At 55.5% G+C, this 14738-nt stretch carries 16 protein-coding genes; 5 read left to right on the forward strand and 11 right to left on the reverse strand.

The features are described 5' to 3' along the window. Positions 1 to 16: 16 nt before the first annotated feature. Positions 17 to 1123, forward strand: a complete 1107-nt coding sequence (locus HHJ17_RS11285) for a glycosyltransferase family 4 protein (protein ID WP_296505815.1) — start codon at positions 17 to 19, stop codon at positions 1121 to 1123. Continuing rightward, on the forward strand, positions 1120 to 2172 hold the full coding sequence (locus tag HHJ17_RS11290; RefSeq protein WP_296505817.1) for an acyltransferase: 1053 nt from the start codon (positions 1120 to 1122) through the stop codon (positions 2170 to 2172). The genes HHJ17_RS11285 and HHJ17_RS11290 overlap by 4 nt, the downstream gene beginning before the upstream one ends. 46 nt (positions 2173 to 2218) lie before the next feature. Here the strand turns inward: HHJ17_RS11290 and HHJ17_RS11295 are convergent, their stop codons facing one another. The 11 genes from HHJ17_RS11295 to rlmJ form a co-directional block, all read right to left on the reverse strand. Next, complete coding sequence (locus HHJ17_RS11295) at positions 2219 to 2815, reverse strand: serine acetyltransferase (protein WP_296505819.1); 597 nt, start codon at positions 2813 to 2815, stop codon at positions 2219 to 2221. Positions 2816 to 2876: 61 nt separating this feature from the next. After that, entirely contained in the window at positions 2877 to 3512 is a 636-nt protein-coding gene (locus tag HHJ17_RS11300; protein WP_296505821.1) for a WecB/TagA/CpsF family glycosyltransferase, read from the reverse strand. A gap of 237 nt (positions 3513 to 3749) precedes the next feature. After that, positions 3750 to 4640, reverse strand: coding sequence for a chain length determinant protein tyrosine kinase EpsG (gene epsG, locus HHJ17_RS11305; RefSeq protein WP_296505823.1), 891 nt, complete (start codon positions 4638 to 4640; stop codon positions 3750 to 3752). Between the two features lie 8 nt (positions 4641 to 4648). After that, entirely contained in the window at positions 4649 to 6013 is a 1365-nt protein-coding gene (gene epsF, locus HHJ17_RS11310; protein ID WP_296505825.1) for a chain length determinant protein EpsF, read from the reverse strand. 16 nt (positions 6014 to 6029) lie between these two features. After that, positions 6030 to 6908 (reverse strand): polysaccharide export protein EpsE, encoded by an 879-nt coding sequence (gene epsE / locus HHJ17_RS11315; protein ID WP_296505827.1) that lies wholly within the window; start codon positions 6906 to 6908, stop codon positions 6030 to 6032. Between the two features lie 51 nt (positions 6909 to 6959). Beyond that, positions 6960 to 7922 carry an EpsD family peptidyl-prolyl cis-trans isomerase gene (locus HHJ17_RS11320; RefSeq protein WP_366557537.1) on the reverse strand — a complete coding sequence of 321 codons (963 nt, stop codon included), beginning with the start codon at positions 7920 to 7922 and terminating at the stop codon, positions 6960 to 6962. Positions 7923 to 7934: 12 nt separating this feature from the next. Then, complete coding sequence (gene epsL / locus HHJ17_RS11325; protein ID WP_296505828.1) at positions 7935 to 9182, reverse strand: XrtB/PEP-CTERM-associated polysaccharide biosynthesis outer membrane protein EpsL; 1248 nt, start codon at positions 9180 to 9182, stop codon at positions 7935 to 7937. A 2-nt stretch (positions 9183 to 9184) separates the two neighbouring features. Next, positions 9185 to 10606: an undecaprenyl-phosphate glucose phosphotransferase gene (locus tag HHJ17_RS11330; RefSeq protein WP_296505829.1), complete on the reverse strand. Its 1422-nt coding sequence runs from the start codon at positions 10604 to 10606 to the stop codon at positions 9185 to 9187. Next, entirely contained in the window at positions 10599 to 10799 is a 201-nt protein-coding gene (locus tag HHJ17_RS11335) for a hypothetical protein (protein ID WP_296505830.1), read from the reverse strand. Before HHJ17_RS11335 ends, HHJ17_RS11330 begins: the two co-directional genes overlap by 8 nt. Before the next feature lie 144 nt (positions 10800 to 10943). Beyond that, complete coding sequence (locus HHJ17_RS11340) at positions 10944 to 11477, reverse strand: hypothetical protein (protein ID WP_296505831.1); 534 nt, start codon at positions 11475 to 11477, stop codon at positions 10944 to 10946. A 447-nt stretch (positions 11478 to 11924) separates the two neighbouring features. Then, positions 11925 to 12866: a 23S rRNA (adenine(2030)-N(6))-methyltransferase RlmJ gene (gene rlmJ, locus HHJ17_RS11345; protein WP_296502192.1), complete on the reverse strand. Its 942-nt coding sequence runs from the start codon at positions 12864 to 12866 to the stop codon at positions 11925 to 11927. A gap of 163 nt (positions 12867 to 13029) precedes the next feature. On the opposite strand from rlmJ, the gene rplM reads away from it, so the two are divergent. From rplM to HHJ17_RS11360, 3 genes are all read left to right on the forward strand, one after another. Beyond that, positions 13030 to 13503 carry a 50S ribosomal protein L13 gene (rplM, locus tag HHJ17_RS11350; RefSeq protein ID WP_296502190.1) on the forward strand — a complete coding sequence of 158 codons (474 nt, stop codon included), beginning with the start codon at positions 13030 to 13032 and terminating at the stop codon, positions 13501 to 13503. Then, the gene (gene rpsI, locus HHJ17_RS11355) at positions 13500 to 13892 is read left to right on the forward strand and encodes a 30S ribosomal protein S9 (protein ID WP_296502187.1); all 393 of its coding nucleotides are present in this window, start codon (positions 13500 to 13502) and stop codon (positions 13890 to 13892) included. Before rplM ends, rpsI begins: the two co-directional genes overlap by 4 nt. 99 nt (positions 13893 to 13991) lie before the next feature. Continuing rightward, positions 13992 to 14720, forward strand: a complete 729-nt coding sequence (locus tag HHJ17_RS11360) for a DUF6776 family protein (RefSeq protein WP_296505832.1) — start codon at positions 13992 to 13994, stop codon at positions 14718 to 14720. Positions 14721 to 14738 lie beyond the last annotated feature (18 nt).

A 14738-nucleotide genomic window follows, 5' to 3' on the forward strand; every position in this document is an offset into this window, starting at 1 on the left:
CTTCGCGGGCTATGGCATGAATCGAGTACTACACATCATCAACGGAGAGTTTTTCGCAGGTGCGGAACGGGTTCAAGACCTGTTGGCGCTGCGATTACCAGAATTTGGCTACGCGTGTGGTTTTGTCAGCTTGAAGGACGGCGTTTTTGACGAACACCGTCGGTCGACTTCGTCGCTTAATGTGATCCCGATGCGCTCGCGTTTCGATCTTTCTATCGTCGGCCGGATCGCAAGTTTGGCGAAATCGGATGGCTACCAGATCATCCACACCCATACCCCCAGAAGCGCGCTCATTGGACGACTGGTTGCCCGCAAGCTGGGGTTGCCCCTGGTGCACCATGTGCACAGTCCGACGCAAAGAGACACCGAAAGCAAGTTGCGCAACCTCGCCAATGCTTTTGTTGAAGATCAGCTCGTCTTGCCCAGTGCAACGCATCTGGTCGCTGTGTCTTCAAGTCTCGGCGCATATTTGATTGCGCGTGGTGTCAACCGCAACCGCTTCACCGTGGTGCCCAACGGCGTACCCGTCGTCCGGGAGGAGCCGGCCTGGCGGCCACCTGTGCATGAATGGGTCATTGGAACCGTTGCCCTGTTCCGTCCGCGCAAAGGGATAGAGGTTTTGTTGCATTCGTTGCGTGAACTGCTTGATCAGGGCTTGCCTGTCAGACTGAAGGCGGTCGGAACCTTTGAGACGCCACTCTATGAGGCGTCAATCAAGATGCTCGTCAAGGAGCTGGGCTTGACCGATAAAGTGCACTGGACCGGCTTCAGCAGTGAGGTGCATCGCGAGATGGAGAGCATGCACGTCTTCGTTCTTCCCAGTCTGTTTGGGGAAGGACTGCCCATGGTCGTGATTGAAGCCATGTCGGTCGGCATTCCTGTGGTGGCCTCGCGGGTAGAGGGCATACCGGAAGTGATCAGCGGGCCAGAGATTGGCGTGGTGGTTGAACCCAACGATGTCGCCAGTCTGACCCGTGGCTTGAAGACCCTGGTCGTGGGCGACTTGCCAGCGCAGTCGATGGCCCGTGCGGCACATGCACGGCAGATGAACCACTACTCAGACCTGGCCATGGCCAGGTCTGTCGCCGCAGTTTATAAACACGTTCAATTGACCCGCACATGAGCGCAGCCCCTGCGCAACAGGCCCCGCAACGCGAAGCGCTGATCAATATCCAGTACCTCCGCGCCATCGCCGCCATGATGGTGGTCTGGGTACATGGCCGCGAACAATTTGAATGGATCAAGCTGCAGTTCCCTTCGGCTGCCGGTAGCAATGGAGTGGACCTGTTTTTCGTGATCAGTGGCTTTATCATGGTTTACACCACGTATGGCAAGACCCTGACACCCGGATCCTTTCTGGCGCGCCGTCTTGCCCGCATAGCCCCCCTGTATTGGTTGGGGACACTGGCGATTGTGGCAATTTCGTTCTTGGCGCCCGCTGTCTTGCAAAGAACGATTATCAGTCTGCCCCATGTGCTGGCCAGCTTGGCGTTCATTCCGATGCTCTCGCCCAGCTTCCCGGGTCAAATGTGGCCGCTGCTGGTGCCAGGGTGGACTCTGAACTATGAGATGGCTTTCTATGGGGTGTTCGCGCTGACGTTGTTGGCGCCGCAATGGATTCGCATTTACTTGCTGTGCGCCAGTTTGGCGCTGTTGGTCGCATCAAGCGCGTTATTCAATTTCAACGGCATCCTCGAGTTCTATACCAATGCCATTGTGCTGACTTTCGCTGCGGGTTCTATTTTGGGGAGTTTGTACTGCGCAGGTCGCCTGCGTCGGAGCAAACCGATGGGGCTGGCGCTGATGATTGCCGGTGTTGCCTGCTGGCTTGTCGCGCTGTCCCTGGATCTGGGGCCGCGCGTCATCGCTGCAGGTCTACCCGCCTGCTTGGTGGTGTTGGGCGCTTGCATCATGCCCAGTGTCGGCTTGAATTGGCTTGGCTGGCTCCGCCGCCTCGGTGATGCTTCGTACTCGATTTACCTCGGACACCTGTTTCTTCTGGGTATGCTGCGGGTGGTTTGGCACCGGCTTCATTTGCCAATGCATACAGCCATCGCTGGTTGGCTGTTCATGCTATGTGGACTTCTGGTTTGTGCCCTCGGGGGCTGGCTGATCTATCGTCTGGTTGAGACAACCTTGAATGTCTGGATCAAGGGGCGGTTCAATCTATAGCCTGGCTACCAGGCACCAGTTTCGGCAAACAACGGCTGCACGGCCATCAGAAGATCGCCTGATTAGGGACATCTGGCGTGCAATTGCTTTTCACGATGTCACCCGGATTGCCAACGACGATCGAGTACGGTGGCACGGAGTTAAACACGCAGGCCCCACCGGCAATGCGACTGCCACGACCAATCACAACGTCGCCAACAATAATGGCATGGGGTCCGATCCAAACCTCATCCTCAATGGTGGGGTAACCGGGCGTACGCACGCCATCACTGGCGATACGATCGCGCCGGCCCAACGTCACTCCGTGAAAAATCGTGACATTTCTTCCTATTACAGCCCCCGGGCTAACCACCAACCCCCAGCCATGGGTCAGAGACAAGCCGGCGCCCATCGAGGTTTTCCAAGGCAAGTCCATGCCGGCCCAATGGCACACGATTCGATGCAAACCCCGCGCCACGGGCAGCAGCAACGTTTTTACTGGGGCTGGGTAATCAAGAAATTTTTGGGAAATTCGGAGCGTCAGTACAGGGCGAAAAGTTCGACGCAGAACAAACCCTTTCAAGACGAGCCACCATTGATAGCGGCCAAACTCTCGATAGGTGTCGGCTTTTAGCGCCTGCCAAGCGTCAAGGCGCGAGCTCATCGCTGGCATGCGAAATGCTCAATAGGAGTGAAGGAATGGGCCATGCTTGGATTAATGCTTCTCAACGTTTTTCAGTGCGCTGCAATGCGTCGCGCAGAACGATGAAGGGGAAAACGACGGCATCTTTACCGTAACGTCGAACCATGCGTTTGGGTTCCTGACACATGCGATAAAACCACTCAAGTCCGGTACGCTGCATCCACTGCGGCGCTCGTTGCTTTTCACCGGCCAGAAAATCGATGGTTGCGCCAACACATAAAACAAGTTTGACGTTCAATTGCTCGCGGTGCGCCAAAGCCCACAGTTCTTGCTTGGGGGCGCCAACGCCAATAACCAGGATATCTGCGCCAGACTGTGCAATTTCACGTGCATAGGCGGCAGAAGCAGGCGCATCATGTTCAAACCCGAAGGCCGGAGACGTGGCGCCAACGACTTGCAGCGTGCTGCCCCATCGGGTTTGAATGTTGTCTCTCGCCTTGAGTGCCACGCCGGGACCCGCGCCAAAAAGAAATACCTTTGTTGAGATTTTTTTTGCACAAATTTCGGTAAACAGGGCCGGCAGTAAATCACTGCCGGGGACGGTTTCCGGCAAGGGCTTGCCAAGCAGCCGAGAGGCCAGAACGACAGGCTTTCCATCGGCCACCACCAAAAAAGCATTCAAGTAAGCCTTGTGAAATGCCGCATCAGACTGCAGCATGACGATGTGATCGGTGTTGGGTGTGACCACATAGTGACTGGCGCGCTGAGGCGTGTGCAAGAGGGTCAGCAGTTTGTCCACTGCGGCCTTCATTGTGAGGGGATCGATCTGGATGCCGAATAGAGACACGCGATCTCGTTGCGCTGAAGCGGATGGATTCATGGATGGGAATTAACCTTGTAGAGAGGCAAGCAACTGGCACGCTGTCGAGGCGAGCGCATCTTGTCGGCAGGATGCTTAAGCATCATTGAGAACGGAGCCCACCAGCACAACGCCGATGTCTTGCAAACGGCGTGCCATCGTGGCGGCGGCGGGCACCAGGCTCCGGTTTTTGCGCGCCACCATCACAGCCGCGCCGGCGCGGGAGGCAATGATTTCTGCATCTGCAAAGTCAGTCCCGGCAGGGGTGTCAATAATGATGACGTCAAACTGTTGGCTGGTTTTGTGCAACAGGTCGATAAACGCGGCGCGGCCCAGCAGTTCCTGCGGATTGGGGGGCACCGACCCGGCAGGCAGCACGGCCAAGCCCGGCAGTCCGGTGACCAACTGGATCGCTTCCAGGCTGGCGTGTCCGGCCAAGATATCTGACAAGCCGACACTGGTTCCCAGCTTGAACAGCGTGTGCTGGCCCCGCCCAGGAGAGGCACGCAGGTTGCCATCAATCAGCAAGGTGCGCTCGCCCTGCTGGGCAAACACAACAGCCAGGTTGGCCGCTATAAAACTGCGACCCTCGGCGGCGCCGGGGCTCACGACCGCCAGAACTTTGCGATCTGGATCCGTATTAAACCAGCGCAGCATGAGTTGGCTTCGCACCGCGCGCAGGTTTTCACCAATACGGCTAAACGGTTGGTAGGCGGCCACCAACTCAGGGCTGAGGCTGGTGTCCTGCGTGGTCAGGTAGGCGTAGTCGAACTGTTTGCTAAGGGCAAAGTCGATGTCATCCTTGGTGAGAATTTTCAGAGCAAGCGCCGCGTCTCCAAAGCGGCTCTTGTCTTTTTTCTGGCGTTCCACAACGCGTGCGGCGTCTTGGGCACTCAGGCGGCCAGTGGCCACCAGAATGTCGCCAATGTGTCGTCCAGCACCGGTGGTGCTGCTATTTTGGGGGTGGAATGGGGCCGGTGTATTCATTCTTGTCCTCAGTTAGTGATGCGCTTGAACATGCCGCCAGCCGAGCAAATAGACCCCAGCACGGGCAGGTCCAGGGCTTCCAGCAGATCGTCGATTGAGCGCACGCGGCGATTGGCCAACTCCAGCATCAGTGCCAGGCCGACGCCCATCAAGGTGCCCAAAAACACGGAGGCCAGTATGTTGAGCAGCACCCGTGGTTTGGACGGGTCGGCTGGCACAGACGCGGGATTCAGCACGGTGATGTTGGTCTGTGTGGTTTTGCTCTCGATGGTGGTCTGTGAGGCACGCTGGCTCACAGACTCAAAGGTGTGCTGGGCAGATTCAATGTCACGGTGCATCACATTGAGTTCGTCGCGCAGTTTGTTAAGCGCCAGCACCCGGGCTTTTTGACCGCCCAATGCGCTTTGCAGTTGTTGCTCACGTTGCTTGCTGACCTGGTAGGTGGTTTCAATCGAGGTGGTTATTTTGTTGGTTTCCGCCCCTAGTTTGGCTTTGAGCGTGGCCACCTCGGCCTCGGTTCGCAACGTTTGGGGGTGGTTCTTGCCCAGGTTGACGTTGCTCTCGGTCAGCTTGGCTTCCAGCCGCGCGATGTCGGCTTTCAAGCCATTGATAAGCGGGCTTTGCATGACTTCAGAGACGGTGTCGGCCTTGGCGTTTTGGCGCTTGCTTTGGCTGTCGGTGGTTTGACCCTGCACCGCAGTGAGCAAGCTGGAGGTTTCGTTGAGCTTGGTGGTTTCATAGTCAAGCCGCTCGTCGGTGGTGGTAATGCCATTTTTTTGCTGGAACTCTGACAAGGTTTTTTGTGCAATTTCGAGTCTGTCGCGTGCCGCTTTGGTTTGCTCTTCAAAAAATGCTGCGTATTCTTTGGCAGGGGATACCCGCAGGTCGACGTTGACGTTGATATAGGCCTGGGCAAAGGCATTTGCCACGGCTGCCGAAAACTCGGGGTTGGTGCCGGTGTAGTTGATGTTGATGACGTTACTTTCTTTCGAGGGTTTCACGTCCAGCTTCTTTTGCAGCGAGTTGGCCAGCCAGTCGATCAGCTGACCTTTGCCCTGGGTGGAATCGGTCCATTGTTGGCGAACGACGGCGCTCTCATCCATGTGCAGCAGCTTGACCACGGCTTTGGCGACGCGGTCGCTGTTGATAATGTCCACTTGGGTTGCCATGTAGCCAGGCGCCACCATGCCTTGCAGCATCAGGCCGCTCACCTGGTCTGGCGATTTGACGTCCACCACCACGGCTGCGCTGGAGGTGTATTGCTTGGGCAGCATCAAGCTGACAATGACCGTGCTGGTGACGATCACCAGCAGGGTGAGCAGCGCTACCTTGTAGCGTGCGCGCAGGATAAATAGGAATTGTTGGAGTGTCATGGCTGGTGCGATCCGATCAGAAAATGCTTTCTTTGACGTAGATAACGTCATTCGGCAGGACTGTGTCCGTCAGCTTGGGTTCGAGTTGCTGAATGCTGCCATCCGCCGCTTTGCGGTGCAGGCGCAAGCGTCTTTCGCTACCGCGGGGAGTGGGGCCACCGCCTGCAGCCAGAGCCTGCATGACCGTCATGTTGCGTTCAATGCGGAACGAACCGGGGTGTTGTGCTTCGCCATAGATGAAAAATACCGGGGCACGGTCCACAAAGATGCTGTCGCCGCCTTGCAACACGATGTTGTCTTGCTGCTTTTCCGCCAGGAAGAGGGAAGGAATGTCGACCTGTTTGCGAAACGACTTGCCGTTGCGCAGGCCGGTGACGATAACGATGTCGTCCCCAGCAATGGTGGCGCCGCCCGCGTTGGCCAGCATGTCGCTCAGGCGGGTGTTGGCGGTTTCCAGCGGAAAGCGACCCGGGCGGTTAACTTGGCCAAGAACGGCTATCTGGTTGCCACGGATCTGGGTGAGGACGATGTTGACCTGGGGCTTCTGGATGAAGCCGCCTTGCTGCAGGGCGTCGGCAATTTTTTTCTCAGCCAAGGCAATGGACAGGCCGCCGAGCTCCACCGCGCCGATCATCGGGTAGGTGATGGAGCCGTTCTCAGAGACGCGTGTCTCAATCGTCAGGTCAGGGTTTTGAAACACCTGGACTTTGATCGCGTCACCCGCGCCCAGCGGGTAGTCCGGCATGGCTTTGGCTTGCGCTTGAACCGGCGTTACAACTTGGGCTGTCGCTTTGGCGGGGGCCGGGACTTGTGCCAGTGTCTGGAAGGTTAGGCCGGAAAGCGCCAAAAATGCAGTCACCAGAAAATACGGAAATTTAAGCAGGCGTTGAGTCATGGATATCTCCAGGTAGAAAAAAGGGTTGAAGGGATAAGAGGTGCGCGGGGCTTACTTCAGCCCAACCACACCTTTTGCGAGAGCTGTATTTGTTTTGACATCAGCCGCTGGTTGTGCCACGGGTGATGACGGACTGATGGTGATGGATGCAGCGGGTTCTGTTTCAGGTTTTGCATAGTCGCCCATATAGCTAATCTTGGTGTTAGCCCGCAGCTGCTTCAGGTTGGCGGCCACAGCCTCATCAGCGCGCTGGTTGACTAAAAATTGTTCGATGCGCGGTAAGGCCGTGGCCTCCGTCACGGGGGAAATCTGAGAAGACGTTAGTCGCAACAGGGTGATGGTTTGGGGTGTATCGATCACCACGCTCTGGCCGTCTTGAAGGGCATGAATTTGCGTCAGCAGTTCCAGCGGGATTTGCTCTGAAGTCCGCGTGGCATTTCCGCCGTCAAACTTGATGTCTTTGCCTTTGAGCCAGACGGTCGCTTCCTCGATGGATTTGCCCGTCGCGATCAGTTGGCGCAAATGATCGGCAACGCCCGCTGCTGTGGGCACCACGATTTCCTGTACATTGAAAATGCGTCGCTCTGAAAAGAGCTGAGGATGCTCGGCGTAGTACTTTTTGAGTTCCTCTGCCGTGGGTTTAGGGATGGCACTCGCGATCAGCTGCATATAGGCCCGCGCCAGAATTTCACTGCGGGCCGCTTCAATTTGCGATACCACCTTGAAGGAGCGATTGAGCTTTTTATCGGTTGCCTGTTCCACTGCGAGTTGCTGATCGATCAATTTTTCAAGCACTTCACGGTTCATCGCTTGTGTCAACTGGGGTGATGTGGCCGTCGTACTGATTCGGCTGGTCACCTGGTTGATTTGGCGCACCAATATTTCTTCGGTCCCCACTTTGGCGGCGACCTCCGTGTTTTCATTTTTGTCATCCGGATTGCCGCAGGCGGATAAGCCCAATACAAGGCCTGCGGCAAAAATTGACATGGAAAAACGGGTTTGTGATGAGGTCATGGTGCGTGGAAATCAGAAGCTGAATTTGGCAGAAACATTGACCATGTTGCTGTCATAGTCGAGGCCGGGCAGACTGGCCGTGCGTTTGGCTTTGCCAAGCGAGGTGCTGAGGCTCAGGTAGCGGTAGGGCTGCCAGTCAAACGAAAGTGTGGTGTCTGTCAGGGTCTCGCTGCGCTGGGGCGCGATCACGGCAGTGGGCGTTCCCTTGTAGTCGCGCTGGGCCACTTGATAGCGCAGGCTAACTATCGTTTTCGGACTCATTTGCCAAGTGGGTCCAATTGAGAAGCTGTCGGTCTGGCTGTAGTTGGCACTGCCGGTCTGGTAACTGGCGAGTTCGCGAAGCCAGCCGGCAGACAGCACGGTTTTGGCTGTCATGCTCCAGTTGATTTTTGCGCCCGCGGTAAAGCCGCTGTAGTCGCGTTCACCAAAGTGGGGGTGCGTTCGGTTGATGTAGGCCGTGGTGAGATCAGCCGTACTTTTGCCACTGATGAGCCAGTGCAGTTTGAGTTCGTTGTCGAGTTGGTTGTAGCCGTCATCGAGCAGGTTGCCCGGAGACATCGCCCGGTTGACGTAGGTGCCGCTGCTATTTTTAAGGGTGTAGGTGAGTGCGCTGCCGGAGGCAAAGGTATAGCGCAGGCCCACATCGGCTGAGTTGGCTTTGTAGTCGCCTTCGGCCACCAGAGCCTCTTCGTTGATCTGAGCCGATTGCTCGACGCCACCCAGTACAGCCCAAGCTCCGTCGAGTTCATACGCGCCGTCAAAACGGGTTTTGGTGTTGGTCCGCTGGTTACGCTGGTTGAAACTTTGGACGTCCGTAAAACTGTTCAGCGTTTCCTTGCGGTCGGTGGTCAAGTTGCCGGTCAGGCGTGGCGTCAGTGACCAGCGCCAGGCGGCGTTGTAATTCTTTGCCGTAAAGCTCAAATAACTGAAGTTCTGATAGCGGTAGTCGATCAGGTCCATGTCCAGTTCGAAACGTTGCAGACTGTAGGCTTTGTTGATGCTCAGGCCCAACGTGGTGATGTTGATTTTCTCGGCGGCGCTCGATCTGCCAATTAGCGCGTTGAGATCGGCACTGTCGGACAATCGAAAAAGATTACTGTCGGTCATGATCGTTTCACTGGCATTGATCTTGAAGGTTTCCTCCGTTTGTTTCTCGCCAGAGTTCATCTTGGGGGTGTCCACGGTTTGCGACCATGAAGGCGCCGTGCTGCAGAGCAGTACCACGGCAGGCGTAAGCCAGAAAGGACGGTTAATTTTCATGTTCAATAAGCCTTTTGGTCTTTCAGGACCAGGCGGATAGTTTTGAGAATGATGTGGGCGTCCAGTTGTAAGGACCAGTTGCGCAGGTAGTCGAGGTCAAAGTCGATGCGGCCCTGCATTTTGTCGAGTGTCTCGGTTTCTCCCCGGTACCCGTTGACCTGAGCCCAGCCGGTAATGCCCGGCTTGACTTTGTGGCGCACCATGTAGCCTTTGATGAGCTTGCGATAGAGCTCGTTGTGGGCTACCGCGTGAGGACGAGGGCCGACGATGCTCATGCGGCCCTGCAACACGTTGACGAATTGAGGCAGCTCATCAAGAGATGTCCGGCGCAAAATTGCGCCTAACGGTGTGATGCGCTTGTCGTTTTTTTGCGCCTGCTGGATAGCGCCGCCGTCTTCGGTCACGCTCATTGAGCGAAATTTATAAACCAGAATTTCATCTCCATCCAGTCCATAACGGCGTTGCTTGAAGATGATGGGCCCGGCTGATCCGAGCTTGACCGCTGCGGCAATGATGAGCATCACGGGCGAGATCAGGATCAGGATCAGCAATGAAAAAACAATATCGCTCAGTCGTTTGACCACGCCATTGACGGCCTTGAACGGCGTTTCGCACACCGAGATAACAGGCATGCCGCACACGGAGGCAGGATGACCCTGGATCAAGTCGGTGACAAACATGTCGGGTACGAAATATATCGACGTGGTGGTGTCTTTAAGTTGATCCAGAATTTGCAGAACCCGTGGTTGTGCCGCCATGGGCAGTGACAGGTAGATGATCTGAATATTGTTGGTTTTGACCAGATGGGCGAGTTCATCGAGATTGCCCAGTAGTTTGTGCGGCCCAGAGGTGTCCAGGCGCTCAATCTTGCGGCTGTCCACAATGCCGACCAGTTCAATGCGGGAGTACGGGGCCTCGTCGATTTTGTTAGCGAGTGCCAGGCCCTGCTCGTTCATGCCGACAATAATGGCGCGTTTTTTTCGACCCTGCAGTTTAAGAATCATGGGCGCCGCCCGTCGTAAAGCAAGGTAGCCACCGAGCTTGGCCAGTGGGGCTGCCAATAGCCAGGTGTAGAAAACGGGTTTGGAAAACTCGTGGATATAGCCTGAGGCGAAACCCGTGACAAGCAACAGTCCCGCGACCCAGAACCAGTTCACGCTGATATCGACCGCCATGGAGAAAACAGAGGATTGCAGCCGTGCCTGACCCGGAAAAGTCAGGGCAAAAACCAGGATCGACAAGATGAAATAGCGGGGGAGGATTTCGCCCTCAAAGAAGTAGGCGAGACCCCACAAAGAGAAGACGAAAGCCCCGGGGCCAACCGATGATTCAAAAAAGCTGAGCAGGTTGTCGTTGCCCAGCGAGACGTGCTCTGGCCGTTTGTTCAGGGCCGCTGCTGAAAGGGTGGTTTGAGTTTCAGACATCGTTGATGAATGTCTTGCACTCGCCCATGGTCCAGACGCGGTCGCTGTCGGTAAGTTTCTTCACGACGCGCTGTAGGTTGCCTTGCAGCCAGCCGACGGCGTCAAAATGGTTGCGCAGTGTTACCGAATGCCTGCGGTTCGCCGTACGGCAAAGCGACTGCACACGAAACCCAAGGTTGTTTGTGGTGTTCATGGTGTTCCCGTTGAAAAGATAGCCCCAGAACGGGGGGTGCTGAAATGCAGCAACTTATCCACGAAATATTTCATGGAGGGAACGCGGAGAATTAAGGGGTTGCGGTGCAAGCCCTGTTTCAGAGGCGAAAGCCTCTTGCGCTGATTAATCAGCGTTGGCCTTGATACGGCGCACTGCAATTGCGCCCATCAAACCCAGGCTGGCCAGCAGCATGGCCAGGGTTTCGGGTTGAGAACCAGTGGAGGTACCCATGTTGCTGGCGTAGGACGCTTCGCCATTGAACAACCCAGGGGTTGAAGCTTTAGAGGAAAAGGGACCCGTTGACAATGTTGTTCTGCCCGCAAGCATCTGGCTTGTGAGTGTGTAAAACGAAGAAGTTGTGGGTGCAGACGAACTGAAGTGTGAATCGCGGTTCAGTGTGGTGGACAGTTCTCTTATGGCGCCGAAGCTGAAGGAACTAAACGCAATGGCCACGTTGGTGAGTGAGACCCCGGCGAGTGAAGATGAACTTAGACTGGAATTCCTCGTGTCATTAAACTCACCTCTGGCAGAGCTGGCAAATGCTGCACTCGGAGTTAGCGTCACCATCGAGCCACTGTCAGCATATGCAAAACTGCTACCGGAACTGACCGCTGCAATTGCGGCTGCGACTGCGATGATTTGTGTCTTTATCTTCATGTATTTACCCTCTCACGTTTTGAAAAACCAAACGTGAGGGCAGACTAACATGAGGGTTATCCCGAATGTGCGTGTTCTGAGTAACTTGAAGTAACTTGAAATACCTTGTCGTAACTTAAGGTAACTTGCCGTAATAAGCCGCCTTCCTCTGTTTTTTTCACGAATGTTTCATCAATCGTGCGGCTATTCCCGTTGCCTAGTAATCATTACCTGTCGCGTCATTCAAACAAGGTAATTCATTGAGCTGATTGCTTCAGCGTTTCACCAGCCAACCCAGCGAAGTTTGCTGGTTGAGTTGATCCGACTTGTGCGACGCTATCTGGTGCGCGATGCGTGGACGCGCATGCTCGGTGGGGGCCTTAGTGAACTTGAATTCAAGAACTCGCCCCCCTCTTAAGTTTTTTTGTAAACAGCCCGTCAGCAAGTTGCCGTGGACTTGGACGTAGTTCAGCCGCCGGATTCGACCGTCGAGGTGGCGTGCTGATCCTGACCGAGGATTTCCGCCAATTGCGGCAATGCAAGCTGGAGCGCTGCCTTCAAGGTATGGGGTGGATTGATGATGAACATGCCGCTGGCAGGCAGGCCGGGCCGCACGACCTCGCCCGCTTCATCGGAAGTCAACTTGCTTGATTTCACGGTCAAGGTGGCGTTTAACCATTTCTTGCCTGATTTTGTCGCCAGGGTCTTGAGTTTGCGCGGCACGTCGTGCGCTTCGGGGCGGGGAATGATGGGGTACCAAACCGCATAAGTGCCTGTGGCAAAGCGTGTCAGTGAGTCCGCAACCATGGCCACGACACGGGCGTAATCGTTTTTGATTTCGTAGCTGGGGTCGCTCAGTACCAGCGCCCGGCGTGCCGGTGGCGGCAGGAATTTCTTGATGCCTTCGAAGCCATCCTCGCGCAGCACGGCGACCTGGCGGCCGGCTTCCAGTTGAGCGATGTTGGCCGAGAGTGTTTTGGAGTCGGTAGGGTGGATCTCAAAAACTTTCAGTTTGTCCCGTTCACCCAGCAGTCGCTGGATGATGAAAGGAGAGCCTGGGTAAACCTTGTGGCTGCCTTTGTTGTTGAAGCTGGCGACCAGATCCATATAGTCTTTAATCACCGGCGCCAGACCACCTTCTGCGATTGATTTTGCCGCGGCTGAAGGTTTCTTGGCGGGGGCTGGCGGCGTGCTGATTGACGCGAGTAGTTTTAAAAAGCCATTGGCCGCCTCGCCACTGGTTTCGGCATATTCACCGTCGAGTCGGTATAAACCGGCGCCGGCATGGGTGTCAAAAACCGTGAGGGCCGTGTCTTTTTGGAGTAAATGCCGCAGGATGGCAATCAACACCGTGTGTTTGAGGACGTCGGCATGATTGCCGGCATGGAAGGCGTGGCGATAACTAAACATGGACAAATTTTAACCGCCAAGCGGTGAAGTTTGTATAATCATGAGCTTCGCAGCGCTTTTGTGGCTCCGCGGCGAAGCTTGATCCCCACCTAAGAGATTCCCATCAGAGGAACGCCGACCGTGGAAAAGAGCCCGACAAACCCTCTTCGAAAAGAGAAAACTCATGACCAAAACTTTCAGCGCTAAATCCGCTGACGTGGTGCACGAGTGGTTTGTGGTTGACGCGACCGATAAGGTCCTCGGACGAGTAGCCAGCGAAGTTGCTCTCCGTTTGCGCGGCAAACACAAGGCCATTTACACGCCTCACGTCGATACCGGTGATTTCATCATTGTTATCAATACATCTCAACTGCGTGTGACTGGCGCCAAGCCAATCGACAAAGTTTATTACAGCCACTCCGGCTACCCTGGTGGCATTTCTGCCATCAACTTCCGTGACATGCAAGCCAAATTCCCTGGCCGCGCTTTGGAAAAAGCCGTCAAGGGTATGTTGCCTAAAGGCCCTCTGGGCTACGCCATGATCAAGAAGCTCAAGGTGTACGGTGGTGCTGAGCATCCCCATACCGCCCAGCAGCCTAAAGTGTTGGATATTGCAGGCATTTCTACCAATGCCATTAAGAGGGAGTCCGCCAAATGATCGGTGAATGGAACAATGGTACCGGCCGTCGCAAATCCAGCGTCGCCCGCGTATTCCTGAAAAAAGGCTCCGGCCAGATCGTGATCAACGGTAAAGACATTGAAAAATTCTTTGGTCGTGGTACTTCCATCATGATTTGCAAGCAGCCATTGCTGCTGACAAACCACGCTGAAACGTTTGACATCATGGTCAACGTGGCTGGCGGCGGTGAGTCTGGCCAGGCTGGTGCTGTTCGCCACGGCATTACGCGCGCCTTGATTGACTACGATGCAACGCTCAAGCCTGAGTTGAGCAAAGCTGGTTTCGTCACGCGTGATGCCCGTGAAGTCGAACGTAAGAAAGTCGGCTTCCACGGTGCACGTCGCCGTAAACAGTTCAGCAAGCGTTAATTTCAAAAAAATTACGCCAACGAAATGTTGCGAAACAACAGCCGCCAGAATGCAAATTCCGGCGGCTGTTTGCTTTCCGGCTACTAACTTATCCCGCTCATGCGTCTGCGCCTGCTCATCCGTCGACTGACTGTCAGTGCCCCGCGCATGGCGGTGCGCAGTGCTTTGCCTTGGCCGTTCCGCTGGGTTGTCCTGGCACTCGTCTTTGGATTTTGCGCTGCCATTGGCCTGTGGGCCTTCGAGTTTGGTAAACATATTGCCGGCCTCGACAGGGGCTCGAAGGAAGAGTTGCAACAGATGAGCGCCCAACTGGGTAGGTTGCGTGCGGATGTGCTGACCCTGAAAGAAGAGCGCGACAAGGCGCAGTCGATCGCCAATACGGTTGATACGCTGCTGACCTCGGAAAAAGTGGCGCAGGAAAGACTGGCGGCGCAGAACAAGCAGCTAGAGGCTGATAACCAGAGTCTGCGCGATGATCTGGGATTTTTTGAGAAACTGATACCCACCGCGGGGGTTCAAGGCATTGCGATTCGCGGTTTGCAGGCTGAGGTCCGCAACGGGCGAGAAATCAAATGGCAGGTGTTGGTCATCCAGGCACTGAAAAATCCACCCGAGTTCAGCGGCCGGCTGGAGTTGAGTTTTACCGGCTTGCTCAATGGCAAGCCCTGGGTAGCGACTTTGCCGGGCGGGGCGCAGGCGTTCAAGTTAAAGCAGTACGGCCGCCTTGACGGTGTTTTCGAGATGCCGCCGCAAGCCGTGATCAAGGGCGTTACCGCCAAAATTCTGGATGGCACGGTTACGAAAGCCGTGCAATCCATCAAACTGTAGTTCAACCTAATCAAGGAT

The organism is Rhodoferax sp. (assembly GCF_012927445.1).
Lineage (GTDB): Bacteria > Pseudomonadota > Gammaproteobacteria > Burkholderiales > Burkholderiaceae_C > Rhodoferax.